The sequence below is a fragment of the SAR86 cluster bacterium genome, from assembly GCA_023703615.1.
Taxonomy (GTDB): domain Bacteria; phylum Pseudomonadota; class Gammaproteobacteria; order Magnimaribacterales; family D2472; genus MED-G85.
In genome coordinates, this window is record CP097971.1 from 466,796 (window position 1) to 481,664 (window position 14,869).

The window sequence follows — 14,869 nt, forward strand, 5'->3', positions numbered from 1 at the left end:
ACATTCTTTAGTTGTTATAATTTAAACATGTCAAGATTAATCTCATCAATTAAAGAATTATTTCTTAATATTTTTAAATCGCCAGCAATGCAAGTCGATGAGGATTTAAAAAACTTTGTCAATGATGAATTATTAAATGGTTTAGATATTACGTCTGATTTTTTTTGGCAAACGCTTGAGAATCTTATTTATGTTTATGGGCCACTAAATAAAAGTTTATTAGAAAAAAGAAAATTATTGCAAGACAAAATAGATGAATGGCACATAAATAATAAAGATAAAAACTTTAACTTTGATAATTATAAAAATTTTTTATATGAAATTGGTTATATCGTTCCTGAATCTGATGATTTTTCAATATCTACTAAAAATGTTGATCCTGAAATAAGCTCAATTGCTGGTCCTCAATTAGTTGTTCCTGTAATGAATGCTAGATTTGCTTTAAATGCAGCAAATGCAAGATGGGGAAGCTTGTATGACGCTTTATATGGAACTAATATTATTTCAGAGGAGGACGGAGCTTCCCGTGTGGGATCCTATAATCCAGCAAGAGGCGAGAAAGTCATTGCTTTTGCAAAAGAGTTTTTAGATAAAACCATCCCTTTAGAATTAGGCTCATTTAAAAATGTTACAAAATTTAACTTTAAAGATGGCTTCCTATCAATGATCTTGAATGATGGAAAAAATACAATGCTAAAAGATGCCAAGCAATATCTTGGTTATTCTAGATATGAAAATGATTCTTTTGGACTTCTATTCAGAAATAATAATTTGCATTTTGAGATTCAGATAGACAAAGCCCATCCTGTTGGTAGATCGGATGTGGGGGGCATTAAAGATATTTATATGGAATCAGCAGTAACTACTATTCAAGATTGTGAGGATTCGGTTGCAGCAGTTGATGGCAAAGATAAAGTTATAGTTTACCGAAATTGGCTTGGCTTAATGAAAGGAGACTTACAAGAAACATTTATTAAGGATGGGCAACAAATGATTAGAAGATTAAATAAGGATAGAAAGTATATTTCACCTAAAGGCGAAAAATTCTATCTTCCAGGAAGAAGTTTAATGCTTGTAAGAAATGTTGGTCATTTAATGACGAATCCAGCAGTTATTGATAAGAAAGGAGAGGAAGTACCAGAGGGGATTCTTGATGCATTATTTACTATTTGTATTGCAAAACATGACTTACTAAATAATGGTAAATTTAACAATTCCCGTAAGGGAAGTATTTATATTGTTAAACCCAAAATGCATGGTCCTGAAGAAGTAAAATTTTCTTGTGATCTTTTTGAAGCAATTGAAAAGGCATTGGATATAGAACCAAATACTGTAAAGATTGGGATTATGGATGAAGAAAGACGCACAACAGTAAATTTAAAAGAATGTATAAAAGTTGCAAAAAACAGAGTTATTTTTATTAATACAGGCTTCTTAGACAGAACTGGTGATGAGATACATACTAGTATGGAGGCAGGACCAATGGTAAGAAAACATGATATGAAAAAAGAGCCATGGATTAAAGCTTATGAAAACTGGAACGTTGATATTGGTCTAGAATCAGGTTTTAAAGGCAATGCTCAAATTGGAAAAGGGATGTGGCCTATGCCTGATGAAATGTTACAAATGTATGAAACAAAAACAATGCATCCAAAAGCTGGTGCAAACTGTGCATGGGTTCCATCACCAACAGCTGCTTCTATTCATGCAATGCATTATCATGAAATATTTGTAGAGAAAGAACAAAATAAAATTTTATCTAGAGACAGAGCTGAAATCGATGATATTTTAAACATTCCAATTATTCATGACTTTAATCTCTCTAAAGATGATATAAATGATGAAATTGAAAACAACTGTCAGGGCATATTGGGATATGTCGTAAGATGGATTGATCAAGGCATTGGTTGTTCAAAAGTTCCAGATATTAATAATATAGGTTTAATGGAAGATAGAGCAACCTGCAGAATTTCTAGTCAACACATTGCTAACTGGCTTCATCATGGTATTTGTAATAAGAATGATGTTATAAATGCAATGAAGAAGATGGCGCTTGTAGTTGATGAACAAAATTCAAATGATTCATCATATATCCCAATGTCTCCATCGTTTGATGGAATAGCATTTCAAGCTGCATGTGATTTAGCCATTAAAGGCAGATCGCAACCCAGTGGCTATACTGAACCAATACTTCATGAGATGAGATTGAATTTTAAAATAAAATAAAATGGCAAAAGGTTACTGGTTAGTAAGAGGCAATATATTAAATCTTGAAGAATATTCCAAATATATCGATCTTGCTGGGCCAATTATAAAAAAATATGATGGAATCTTTTTAGCAAGAGGTGGTCAACAAGAGGAATTTGAAATTACTGGTTACGAAAGGTCGGTTTTAATTGAGTTCAAGTCATATGATGCAGCATTAAAATGTTATAAATCTGAGGAATATCAAACCGCTCTACAGCATGTCAAAAACTCATCAAAACGGTTAGTTTCTATAGTTGAGGGCATAATTTAATTTTTTTGAAAAAAAAAGTGTTTTTTTAAAAAAAAGTATTGACCATAGAAAAAAAAAGAGTATTATTATTAGTACCGAACGAAACCGACCAGCAAGCAACTGCAGACGGGAGCTGGGGAGAATCAGGAGGAAGAGACCGAAGGGCGAAAGCATCACTAAGAGTCGACGATAAAAAAGAGCTTAGTGAACCACCAAGAGGAAAAGAGAGAATCCTCAAGGAGCTAAAGAGAATCTCACTTTAGACCCCTTCGAAACTCGTTTGAGAAACAGAGCCTAGCTCTGTTTTTTTTTGCCTATCTTTTCTATATAATCCTCGTTTAGTATTTAAACAGCAATTTAATGACATTTTCAAGAACAAAAATAATCTGCACGATAGGACCTGCAACAAAAGATTTAAAAACACTAAAAAATTTGTATAACAATGGCATGAATGTTGCGCGCATAAATATGTCACATGCTGATCATAGATCTGCCAAGTCAATTATAGACAGAATACACAAGATAAATGCTGACCCTAAATCAAGGTTTGGACCAATTGGTATTTTATTAGATACTCAGGGGCCAGAAATTAGAACTGGTGATACAAATATTACGCAAGATTTAAAAGTCGGAGATGAAGTAACTTTAACAGTGAGAGATCAAGTTGATGTTGAAACTTCGTCTATCAAAATAAATTATAAAGATCTAATTGAAAGTGTTAATCCAGGATCTAAAATTTCTGTAGACAATGGCTTGATAAATTTTAAAGTGCTTAAAAAAGAATCTGAAACTTTGTTATGTAAAGTTTTAGATGGAGGAAAATTAGGATCTAAAAGACACGTAAATCTTCCTGGAGTAAGAATTAATCTACCCTCAATCACATCTAAAGACATGGATGACATTAATTTTGGAATTAAAAATAAAGTAGATTTTATAGCGCTTTCATTTGTAAGGGATAAAGAGGATTTAAAAAAGCTCCAACAAATTTTAGATAAAAAGAAATCGTATGCAAAAATCATAGCTAAAATTGAAAATCAAGATGGACTTGATAATATTAATGATATATGTAAATTTTCCTGGGGTGTTATGGTTGCGCGAGGAGATTTAGGTATTGAAACTAGCTTAACGGATTTGCCAAATATACAAAGAAAAATTATGCATGCTTGTGCAAAATGGGGCAGAAGGTCAATAGTTGCAACCCATTTACTTGAATCTATGATTTCAAATCCTACACCAACCAGAGCAGAGGTTAGTGATATTGCAAACGCTATTTATGAAGGTGCAGATGCAATAATGCTCTCTGGTGAAACTAGTATTGGTAAATATCCTAAAGAATGCGTTCAATTTTTGAAATCTATTGCAATAAAAACTGAAAAGTTTCCAACTTTAGGCTATGAAAAAAACTTAATCTCAACTACTGATTGGGAACACATTGGTGTCGCGGCAAAAAATTTAGCAGAAGCAACTAATGCAGATGGAATTATAGCAATCACAAGAACTGGAAACACTGCAACATACGTCGCAAATGCAAAACCTAATGGAATTCCGATATATACATTTACAAATAACCAAGATACTTATAAGAAATTGTCTTTAGTAGGATCCTCTTATTCGTACATGATAGGAAGCTTAAAGGATCATGATAAGACGCTGAATAAAGTTATTAAAATTTTAAAAAATAAATACGATAAAAAAACTAAATTAAAATTTATTTTGGCATCGGGTATTTTTTCTGAGGAACATTCAGAAGCCATACAAATAATTAATATTTAAAAGTTTGTCTAAATAAATTTCTTAATTTTTTTTAGGTAATCGTTGATACAATAATCATATATAAAGGGGAAATATGTTTAATAATTTAGATTGGTTCATTGTGGCACTTTATGCCATTAGTTTAATTTCTCTTGCATATTATGTATCAAGAAAACCTTCTGGAGAATCTAGGAGTACTGAAGATTATTTCTTGGCTGGCCGTTCTTTACCTTGGTGGGCAATAGGAGCTTCTTTAATAGCAGCAAACATATCAGCTGAACAAATTATTGGAATGTCAGGACAAGGTTTTGTTGTTGGCATGGCAATAGCTGTATGGGAGTTAACGGCGGCAATTGCTCTAATAATTATGGCTAAATTCTTTCTTCCTATCTATCTAAATAAGCAAATTTACACAATGCCTCAATTTTTAGAACAGAGATTTGATAGCAGAGTAAGCTTAGTTTTATCTTTTTTTTGGTTAATTGTTTATATATTTATAAATCTTACAAGTGTTTTATGGTTGGGTTCAATGGCAATAAATACCCTTACGGGTCTTGATACTATATACGGTTTAATAGTCTTAGCTTTATTTTCATTAGCTTATTCATTATCTGGTGGTCTTAAAGCGGTAGCTATGACCGACATAGTTCAAGTTGTTTTGTTAATTTTTGGAGGTCTAGCTGTTTCATATATTGCATTAAATATTATTTCAGGACCAGAAGCGGGCATAATTAGTGGATTCTCAATTGTATTCAATGAGTTACCTGATAAATTTGATATGATTTTGTCACCTGATCATCCATCTTATTCAGATCTTCCTGGAATATGGATACTCTTAGGCTTAGGGGTATGGATTGGACACATCTCATATTGGGGATTTAGTCAATATATTACACAAAGAGCTTTAGGGGCAAAATCGATTAAAGAAGCACAAAAAGGAGTTATGTTTGCAGCATACTTAAAATTATTAATGCCGTTTGTAATTGTATTACCTGGAATATGTGCCGCTTTATTATTTCCAACGCTTTCTGTTCAGAACTCTGATACAGCATATCCGAAAATGATGCTTGAACTTCTTCCTAATGGTTTATTGGGACTAACATTTGCTGCTTTAATAGCAGCTATTGTTTCCTCATTAGCCTCTATGACAAATAGCATCAGTACTATTTTTACGATGGATATTTATAGGAAATTCTCAAAAAATTCATCTGACCAATTATTATTAGTTTCTGTTGGAAGATATGCCGTCGTAATTTCTTTATTAATTGCGGTTTCAATAGCAAAACCTTTATTAGGAAGTTTTGATTCTATATTTCAATTTATTCAAAATTTTACAGGTTTATTTACTCCTGGAATTGTAGTTATTTTTTTAGTGGCTTTGTTTTGGAAAAAAGCAACTGCATTGTCAGTTCTTGTTGCTGCTATTGGCTCTGTTAGCTTGTCAATTTTGATAAACGTAATTTATCCAGATTTACCATTTATACATAGAATGACTATTGTTTTTTGTGCATCAGCGCTTGCATGTTTTCTTACAGCCATTGCGCAAGGTAATAATGATCAAGAAAATGCCATTAATTTAAATGATATAAATTTTTCAACTTCAAAATCTTTTAACACTAATGTTTCTGTAATAGTAATAATTTTATTGACAACTTATATTGCTCTTGGTTAATAACTTAAGATGAAGCGATTTTTAATTTTTTTATTTGCACTCAATATAAGTGCTTCTGACAATTGGTCTCATAAAAATTCATGTTCCATAAATTCTTATGATAAAAAACTTATTAAATCATTAGTGAAAAATATGACTCTTGAGCAGAAAGTTGGTCAAATCATAATGCCAGACATTGATGAGGTTACACCAGCTGAAGCAAAAAAATATCAATTAGGAACTTTCTTAAATGGTGGTGGAAAATTTCCAAATAAGAACAAAAATAGTTCTATAGATGATTGGAAAAATATTAGTAAAGCTTTTTATGATGCATCCCCTGAAGTAAATGGAATTAAAATTCCAATTTTATGGGGTACTGATGCAGTTCATGGCCATAATAATGTTATTGGAGCAACTATTTTTCCCCATAATATAGGATTAGGAGCATCAATGAATCCTGGTCTAGTTAAAGAAATTGGGGAGGCTGTCGCAAAAGAATTACTTTCAACTGGCATATCTTGGACTTTTGCACCAACTATTGCTGTACCTAGAGATGATCGATGGGGAAGAACATATGAAGGGTACTCAGAAAATCCAAATCTTGTAGCAGAATTAGGACAAGCTATGATCCTTGGACTTCAGGGTATTGATGAAAATTATCTTGATAATAATCATGTACTTTCAACTGCTAAACATTTTATTGGTGATGGCGGTACTTCTGAGGGTATAGATCAAGGCAATACTCAAATTAGTGAAAAAGAGTTAAGGGATGTTCATGGACTTCCATATTATTTTGCAATCGATTCATGTATTCAAGTGATCATGGCAAGTTTTAATTCATGGAACGGAAAAAAACTACATGGATATGAATATTTACTAAAAGATGTTTTAAAGAATCAAATGAATTTTGATGGCCTAATTGTTGGAGACTGGAATGGCCACGGCCAATTACCAAATTGCACAAATTCCAATTGTGCTCAATCCTTTAATGCAGGTGTTGATATATTCATGGCTCCAGATGAATGGAAGGCTTTATATATAAATACATTAAAGCAAGTTAAAAACGGTGAGATATCAAGTGAAAGACTTGATGATGCTATTTATAGAATTTTGAGAGTAAAAGCAATTCTTGGTTTATTTGATGAAAAAAAACCACATATGTTTCCAAAAAATTTCGTTGGAAACGATGATCACAAAAAATTAGCAAGAAAAGCTGTTCGGCAATCAATCGTGCTATTAAAAAATAATGATTCTGTGTTACCTCTTAATCCTAAGAAACATTATTTAGTTGTCGGTAAAAGCGCTATAGATATAAAAAATCAAATGGGTGGGTGGACTATATCTTGGCAAGGAAGAGATAATTTAAATAATGAATTTCCTGGTACAAAAAATATATTTACTGCAATCAAAACTCATATTGAAAAAGATGGAGGTACTGTTGAGTACTCTTCAGATGGCTCTTACAAACAAAAACCAGATGCGGCTATTATGGTTTATGGAGAAGAGCCTTATGCCGAAGGTGATGGCGATTTAAAATCAATTATCTTTAATAATCCTGATACTAATTATTATTCAGTAATGAAAAAAATTTCAAATCAAAATATTGATATTATATCTTTATTCATATCTGGTAGACCATTGGTTGTTAACCGTGAACTTAATATTTCGAAAGCTTTTGTAGAGTTATGGTTGCCAGGAAGTGCAGTTGAGGGTATTAGTGACATTATTTTTAGTACTGAACAAGGAGAGGTAAAGTACGATTTTCATGGAAAATTACCATATTCATGGCCTCGTAATTCTGCGCAAACTAGCATAAATATGGATGATGAAGATTATGATCCTTTATTTGCCTATGGTTATGGTCTTTCATACAAGGATACCGTAAATCTACCCAATTATGCTGAAGAAAAGCCATTCATTCAATTAGATAAAATAATGTTTTTTGCTGGCTCTGCATTACCACCTAACAACGAATTTATAATCGAAGACAAAAAATATTCAAAAGTTAACGCAGATTTTTATAAGAGCCCTAATAGTAAAGTATTACTTCAAAAAATTGATTATCAAAAACAAGACGATGCAAAAAATATTAAATTTTATTCAACAAGCAACATAAACGAGTGGGGGATCGAAAATCAATATTTATATGATCTTTCATATACCTCAAATGCAATATTCGAATTAGTCTTTAGAAAGAATAAATTTGAATCAAAAGATAACAAAGTATTCATTTCTTTTAAATGTACTAAAAATGACTATGATATTCATGTAACTGGTAACGATAAGTGTTCTGCAACTTTTGATATTACTGATATTCTTAAAGAATCAAAAAATAAAGATTGGAAAACTCTTAAAATTCCATTTAAATGTCTTACAGAAAAAGACTTTGATCTTTCATCGATTAGCTCGGTCTTTTCTATAAAAACCAGTGCTAGTTTAGATATAGATATTCATTCTTTAAAAATGATAAATATGTACGAAAATGAAAAGAATATTAAATGTGATTCACTGTGAATAAAATTCTGTTAATTGACATTGGTGGAACAAATATAAGATATGCATATGCCAATCCTGGTGATAGTGTGATCGAGGATTCCCAGAAAACATCTTTAAAAAAAATGCTTGAATTTGATTTATTTTTTGAAGGATTATTAAAAAATAATACTATTAAAAATGTAGTTCTATCTGTTGCAGGGCCAAAAATAGATGAATCAATAACAATGACAAATAGAAATTTTAAAATTAGTGCAGCACATCTTAAAGAAACCTATTCATTAGATACCTGTTATCTTTTAAATGATTGGGAAGCAATTGGTTACAGTTTTGCGTCAATAAATCTAAATGAGATTGAATTCATAAAAGAAGGTATGCCATTTAATGGAAATTCTCTTTTTATTGGCCCTGGTACTGGTCTTGGAGCAGCTCTTGTTATTGATGAACAATATGTAATACCTTCTGAAATTGGCCATATTTCAGGATTTAATAAACAATTGTCTGAGAATTATAAGTTAGAAAATTTTGAGGAAGATCTTTGTCTTGAAGATTTTATCTCAGGCTCTGCCATTGGCGATATTTACTCTAAATTAATCAAAGCTAAAACAACTCCGGAAGAGGTTGTAAATCTATCTATTAAAAATGACAAAACTGCAAATCAGGTCATAGAAGGATTTACAATTTCCTTAGGTCAAATTTTGTCTGATCTAGCGTTAGGATATCTAACAGGTAAAGGTATTTATATAGCTGGAGGTCTTATGAGAGATTTACAAAATATTATAGATAAAGATTTGTTTATTCAAAGTTTTTATTCTAATAAAAAAAATATTCATAAAGATATGCTTAAAAGAATATCAATTGGAGTAATAAAAAAACACCACACACCACTTTTTGGTAACTTAAATTTTTTTAATTTGAAAGAAAGTTAAGAATAAATTGATATCTTTTTTATAAGAAATTTGTATAATTGCTTGCACAATGGCTGATAAAAAACAAACCAAGGTATATTTAATACCAGAAAACGAAACTAGGGATAGTCATACTTATCATTACACTGCTATCAAAACTAGAAAGTTTACGCTTGAAAACAAAAAGATGCGTTTAAAAAAGTTCAATCCTGTCAAGCGTATTCACGAATGGTTTGTTGAAGCAAAGCTCCCGCCTCATAACTAAGTTTCCTCCATTCTTATAATTGTCGATGAAATATCTTCTCTGAAGTTTTCTTCGTCTATTCCAGTGCATCTTGATTGAAGAATATCTGGAATATCTAATTCCTTTAAAGTAATGAATTTATCATTAATTTTTCTTCCAAATACTAAAAAATTTGCATCATAATCAACAAAATTTTGAAAATTCTTTTCCATATCTTTTTCAGAAGAGTAGTAGTTTAGATCAAAAATTCTAAGTAATGTATCAACACCAACTACAAAAATACAATTAGGGAAAATTTTAGCTTTTTCTGAAAATTTGCCTTTATTGGTAATAACTAAACTCTCATTTTCTTGAAATTGATTGATAGTATTTTTTAGCTCATAAAAACTAAGAGGTGGCTTATCTTCGTTATTAATACATATTTCATATGATAGATCTTTACCTAATCTTTTTTCAGCTAGCTCTTTAATCTTAATGTGACCTTCATGCAGAGGATTAAACGAACCTGAGAATATTATTTTAGGATCTTTATTACCTATAAAAACAGTTTTTATTTTTTCATTGTATAGTTTTATCCAAGCATCTTCTGCCTTGATAGTTACAATATCAACAACTTCATTATGCTCAGGAGTTTCATATTTAACGTTGCAAGCATAAGCAATTAGGTACAAAGCGTATTCAGAGATCAATTCTTCTTCTTCTTCTCGAGACCTCTTATTTTTTTCAAGAACACAGCTTATACATTTAGTATAACTATTTGTCTGAATAACTATAAAAAATTTATGCTCGCCTATTTTTTTGTAAGATGTTGCCAAACTCGCAACTATACTTAGACCAATTAAATGCTTATTTTTTGTTTCTTCTTTTAGTATAGATGACTTTCTATATGCTTTAGACGCAATATTAAGTGCTGTAGGTAAAGAACAATATTTTTCAGGAGAGGCTTTCAAAAAAATATCAATGGATTTTCTTGAATAAGGTACATACGATTCAAGAATTGTATTACTGGCACCAGAAATACTTAACAAGTCTGCTATAAAATTAGCCCCACCTCCAGTTGCAACAATAGAGGCTTTAAACTTTGATTCATGAATTTTACGAATTGTATTTTTTTTATTGCTCATTAAAACGTAAGAATTTTTTATATTTTAACCTAAGTATCATTGATCATTGGTAGAATTAACAAATGAAAATGAAATTCATTTTAACATTAGGTCTACTTTTTTCGCTTGAATCATTTTCATCGAATCATCAAGTTACTTTTGCATTTTGGAACAAACCAGATGTTAATCTTTATTATTCTCTTCCTGCAGAAATAGATAAGACGACTAAAGTGCTTTTTATTATTCATGGTGGAAGCAGAAATGCTGAAGAGTACCTAGAAGCTTGGAAGAAATATGCAATTGATAAAAACATAATTCTTGTTGCTCCAGAATTTACGAAAGAAGATTATAAATTTTATTATATTCTTGAAAGAGCATCTGATACTGGAAAAATAAATAAAAATACTGATGATTATTTAGATCAATCAATTGATATTTTTTTTAGTTTCATAAAATCAAAATATGATCTTAGTGTTGATAAATACAAAATTTATGGTCATTCAGGTGGAGGTATGTTTGTCCAAAGGATTCTATTATTTAATAACTCTGACAGAGTCTCAGAGGCAGTAATTGCTAATCCAACATGGTATACATCAATTACTAACAATAAATTTCCTTATGGAATTAAAAATTCTAATTTATCTAGTGAGCATATTAAAAGATATTTTTCAAAAAAGGTTTATCTTTTAATTGGCGAACAAGATCGTGGTTTTTCAAACACAAAAATTAAAGGCATTCTTAATCAAGGAGACAACAGATTCGAAAGGGCTAATAATTTTATGAACAACTTAATATCTATTTCTGATCAATTTGATATTCCATTAAGATGGACGTTTAAAGTTGTTCAAGGGGTAGGCCATCAAAATAAAAAAATGGTTATAGAAGCATCTAAAATATTATTAAGCGATGTTAATTAATGAGTATTGTTTTTAATAAAATTCTCTGCTTTTTCAAAAATCATTTTTTTTCTTTCTCTATCAATTTTTTCTAAAGCTCGAGTCATTAACGATAACCTTGGATTAGTTTCAAAAAATTTAATGTTATTGTTAATAAATCTCCAATATAAACCATCAACTATGTCACACCATTCTCCTCTAGAATAATTTGACATTCTTAAAAGATAACTTGAGCCACAAATATATGGTTTTGTAGAAAAGATTCCACCATCAGCAAAAGATCCCATACCATAAACATTTGGTACCATTACCCAGTCATAAGCATCAATATACATTTCCATGAACCATTTATACATATTATCTGGATGAACTCCCACTAAATTCATTATATTTGCTATAACCATTAATCTATTGATGTGATGAGTGTAGCCAAAATTTACTGATTCTTTAATTGCGTCGTCTAATGGTGGAATCCCTGTATTTCCTTCATACCAACTATCATTTAATTTTAGTTTATGTTCCCAAAAATTATAGTTTTTATATTGGGGCATATTATCCCAATAAACTCCCTTAATAAATTCTCTCCAACCTAATATTTGTCTGATAAAACCTTCTACGGAATTGATTGGTATTTTTCCTTTTGATTCATCATATTTTTTTATAGCAGATTCAATACATTGCATTGGATCTAATAATCCAGAATTTAAATAGGGAGACAGCAAGGAATGAAATAAAAAAGAATCATCTTTGCTAATTGCATCTTGAAATGATCCATAATTTTCTAAGAATCTATCTAAAAAATCTTCTAAGAGAGTTTCAGCTTCGTCATGGGTCGTTACCCAATGAAAGTTTTCAAGATCACCAATAGAAGAGGGGAAGCATTCTTGAACATCCACCATAACATCAATTGTTATTTTATTCGGCTTAAATTTTTTTCTTGAAGGAATAGCAACTTTAATTTTTTTTGCACCTTGTCTATTATCTTTATCATAATTCCAAATTCCACTTATTGGCTTATTAGATTCATCCATAAATACGTTATATTTCTTTCTCAGCCATCTATAATAAAATTCCTGAACTGTAGTTTTTTTATCTTTTGACCATTCAATAAAATCATCATCATTTGATATAAACTTTTTGTCTTCAAGCATTTCAATTTTTATATTGTTTGATTGTGAAAAAAACAGCAAATCTTTATAAGTTTTAAAATCTGTTGGTTTATTTACATACAAAGATGAAAAATTATTTTCTATTTGAATTTGTTTTAAACAAGATAAAAAGGTTGTGTTGTTTCCCCTAGAAATTTTTACGTGAATTAATTTTTTATGGTTTATCGATTTTATTAAGTTTCTAAAAGAAGAAATTAAAAATACAAGCTTATGCTTGTGTTGCGATATCTCATAAAAATTATCTAAAGGTTCGTAAAATAAAAGAGTATCACTAGCATCAAACTCTTGAAGTAGTGGATTTTCTTTAGATAATTGATCTGGAAATATTACTTTTAAAGCACTCATAGCGAAATAATATCATGATAAAAAGGCAACTTATCTTCGTTTTTTTATAAACTTATTTTTTTTTCTATTTGTTTTTGACCATTAATATCTTTGATACTCAAATTAACTTCTCTTGTTAATGAGTTAATTTCAATTAATCCATAGTTTTCTTTGTTATATGTACTACCTAGCAAAAGTGGATCAGTTTCAAAACTATATTTACTTAAAGGTATTGGCTTATTTAATGACGATGAAGTTATTTCAAATATATTATCCTTCTGATAAATTCCAGCTTTATGTCTATCTCCGGATAACACAATTATTTGATCTTTTTTTTGTGTAAGCATATTTATTAATTTAGTTTTTTCTTTTGGAAATAAGCTCCATTTTTCAAATCTATGATTTTCGGCAAGAACCTGTATAGAAGATAAAATTATAGTTAAATCTGCTTCCTTCTCTAATTCATTTGCTAACCAATTCCATTGATCATTACCTAAAATTGAAGATGTATCATCATCACTCGTCCTATAAAAAAACTTTGAGCCCTTTAAGTCTGATCTAAAAAATCTTGTATCTAATCCAATGATATTAATAGTTAAACCACTAATTTTAATATTATCTTGAAAATATATTCCATCTCTCTGCCATCTTTCATCATATTTAGGTATTTTCCAAAATTCTAAAAAAAATTCTTGTGAAGTTTGTTTAAATTGAAAGCTTTCACCACCATCATTATCTCCATAATCGTGATCATCCCAGATAGCATAAATATTCTTACTATAAATCCAGCTTGGAATTTTTTCAGATTGTTTTTTATAGGCTTTTTTTAAGTTCGAGATAATATTTTTATCTTCAACAGGATATATATTATCTCCTAAAAAAATAAATGAATCTATTTCATCTTTCTCAATTGATCTAAAAATATCTTGATCTGCATCTTGATCAAGACATGATCCAAAAGCTATTACGTAATCATTTGAATACAACGGTGATATAGAGATGGCAATAAAAAAAATAATTTTAAAGGTATATAATTTCATAATTCATTGTATCTTCAGAAATATTAGAAATGATAAAAAGTATAAAATATTTAATCTTAATCTCAATAATTGTCTCTTGTGATAGAAATAACAATGAACCAGAATCTTTAACGTCATTGTTGAGACCTAATTTTGAATTTTCACAAGATTTATTTGATTGTAATTTAAATGAGAATATCTCATCGTTAAGACTAGAAACGTTTTTTTCCAATTTTTTGACTAATACTGATTTTAATTCTCAAAGTATAGATTTAAAGATATTATTTCCTATAAATTCTGACGAGATTAATAATTTTATTTTAATGTTTTCATCTGATAAAAAAGCTGTGGATGTAGCTAATTTTATTAGTTCACTTCAATCTTCAAATTTTAATAATCTTGCATATTGCAAATATGCTATTAATCAAAACGATGGAATAAATGCAGTCAGTAATTTGGATTTTGATGATTATGATTCATTAATTGTTGAGATTTTGAAATGTTCATATGCAGAAGGATATAATTTTGGATCATTTAAGATTTCTCTGGAGAGATTTTTTTCAGAAATCAGGAATCTAAAAATAAAATACTCAGCTCAATTGGTAGAGGATACATTCAATAAATCAAATTTTATATGGATTAATTATTTTGCAGATGAAAATTATAAAGACAATATAAGTCAAGTTTGGACAGAGTCGATGTTGTCTTTAGATATTCAAAAAGAATTTCAAGCCAATGCTTTATGTTTTGAATCAAGATCTTATAAAGCATTTACATTGATATAAAAATTATTTTTTCTAGCAATAGCTATTT

13 protein-coding genes are annotated in these 14,869 nt (G+C 29.8%); 10 read left to right on the forward strand and 3 right to left on the reverse strand.

What is annotated here, in order from left to right; translation table 11 throughout:
• Positions 1-27 precede the first annotated feature (27 nt).
• From M9C80_02530 to M9C80_02565, 8 genes are all read left to right on the forward strand, one after another.
• Complete coding sequence (locus M9C80_02530; protein URQ70049.1) at positions 28-2,226, forward strand: malate synthase G; 2,199 nt, start codon at positions 28-30, stop codon at positions 2,224-2,226.
• Position 2,227: 1 nt separating this feature from the next.
• Positions 2,228-2,518 carry a DUF1330 domain-containing protein gene (locus tag M9C80_02535; GenBank protein URQ70050.1) on the forward strand — a complete coding sequence of 97 codons (291 nt, stop codon included), beginning with the start codon at positions 2,228-2,230 and terminating at the stop codon, positions 2,516-2,518.
• Between the two features lie 38 nt (positions 2,519-2,556).
• Positions 2,557-2,760, forward strand: a complete 204-nt coding sequence (locus M9C80_02540) for a hypothetical protein (protein URQ70051.1) — start codon at positions 2,557-2,559, stop codon at positions 2,758-2,760.
• 97 nt (positions 2,761-2,857) lie between these two features.
• Entirely contained in the window at positions 2,858-4,270 is a 1,413-nt protein-coding gene (gene pyk, locus M9C80_02545; protein ID URQ70052.1) for a pyruvate kinase, read from the forward strand.
• A 73-nt stretch (positions 4,271-4,343) separates the two neighbouring features.
• Complete coding sequence (locus tag M9C80_02550) at positions 4,344-5,921, forward strand: sodium/solute symporter (GenBank protein URQ70053.1); 1,578 nt, start codon at positions 4,344-4,346, stop codon at positions 5,919-5,921.
• 9 nt (positions 5,922-5,930) lie between these two features.
• Entirely contained in the window at positions 5,931-8,414 is a 2,484-nt protein-coding gene (locus M9C80_02555) for an exo 1,3/1,4-beta-D-glucan glucohydrolase (protein ID URQ70054.1), read from the forward strand.
• The gene (locus M9C80_02560; GenBank protein URQ70055.1) at positions 8,411-9,322 is read left to right on the forward strand and encodes a glucokinase; all 912 of its coding nucleotides are present in this window, start codon (positions 8,411-8,413) and stop codon (positions 9,320-9,322) included. Before M9C80_02555 ends, M9C80_02560 begins: the two co-directional genes overlap by 4 nt.
• A 49-nt stretch (positions 9,323-9,371) precedes the next feature.
• A complete protein-coding gene (locus M9C80_02565) occupies positions 9,372-9,566 on the forward strand; it encodes a 50S ribosomal protein L33 (GenBank protein URQ70056.1) in 195 nt (64 codons plus the stop codon).
• On the opposite strand, the gene M9C80_02570 is transcribed toward M9C80_02565, so the two are convergent.
• On the reverse strand, positions 9,563-10,669 hold the full coding sequence (locus tag M9C80_02570) for a cytidylyltransferase (GenBank protein URQ70057.1): 1,107 nt from the start codon (positions 10,667-10,669) through the stop codon (positions 9,563-9,565). The genes M9C80_02565 and M9C80_02570 overlap by 4 nt on opposite strands.
• A 68-nt stretch (positions 10,670-10,737) precedes the next feature.
• On the opposite strand from M9C80_02570, the gene M9C80_02575 reads away from it, so the two are divergent.
• Positions 10,738-11,565 (forward strand): hypothetical protein, encoded by an 828-nt coding sequence (locus tag M9C80_02575; protein URQ70058.1) that lies wholly within the window; start codon positions 10,738-10,740, stop codon positions 11,563-11,565.
• Here the strand turns inward: M9C80_02575 and M9C80_02580 are convergent.
• Both M9C80_02580 and M9C80_02585 read right to left on the reverse strand, forming a co-directional pair.
• Complete coding sequence (locus tag M9C80_02580; GenBank protein ID URQ70059.1) at positions 11,562-13,058, reverse strand: cryptochrome/photolyase family protein; 1,497 nt, start codon at positions 13,056-13,058, stop codon at positions 11,562-11,564. The genes M9C80_02575 and M9C80_02580 overlap by 4 nt on opposite strands.
• A gap of 44 nt (positions 13,059-13,102) precedes the next feature.
• On the reverse strand, positions 13,103-14,077 hold the full coding sequence (locus M9C80_02585) for an alkaline phosphatase family protein (protein ID URQ70060.1): 975 nt from the start codon (positions 14,075-14,077) through the stop codon (positions 13,103-13,105).
• Between the two features lie 29 nt (positions 14,078-14,106).
• Between M9C80_02585 and M9C80_02590 the strand changes: the two genes are divergently transcribed.
• A complete protein-coding gene (locus M9C80_02590; GenBank protein URQ70061.1) occupies positions 14,107-14,841 on the forward strand; it encodes a hypothetical protein in 735 nt (244 codons plus the stop codon).
• Positions 14,842-14,869 lie beyond the last annotated feature (28 nt).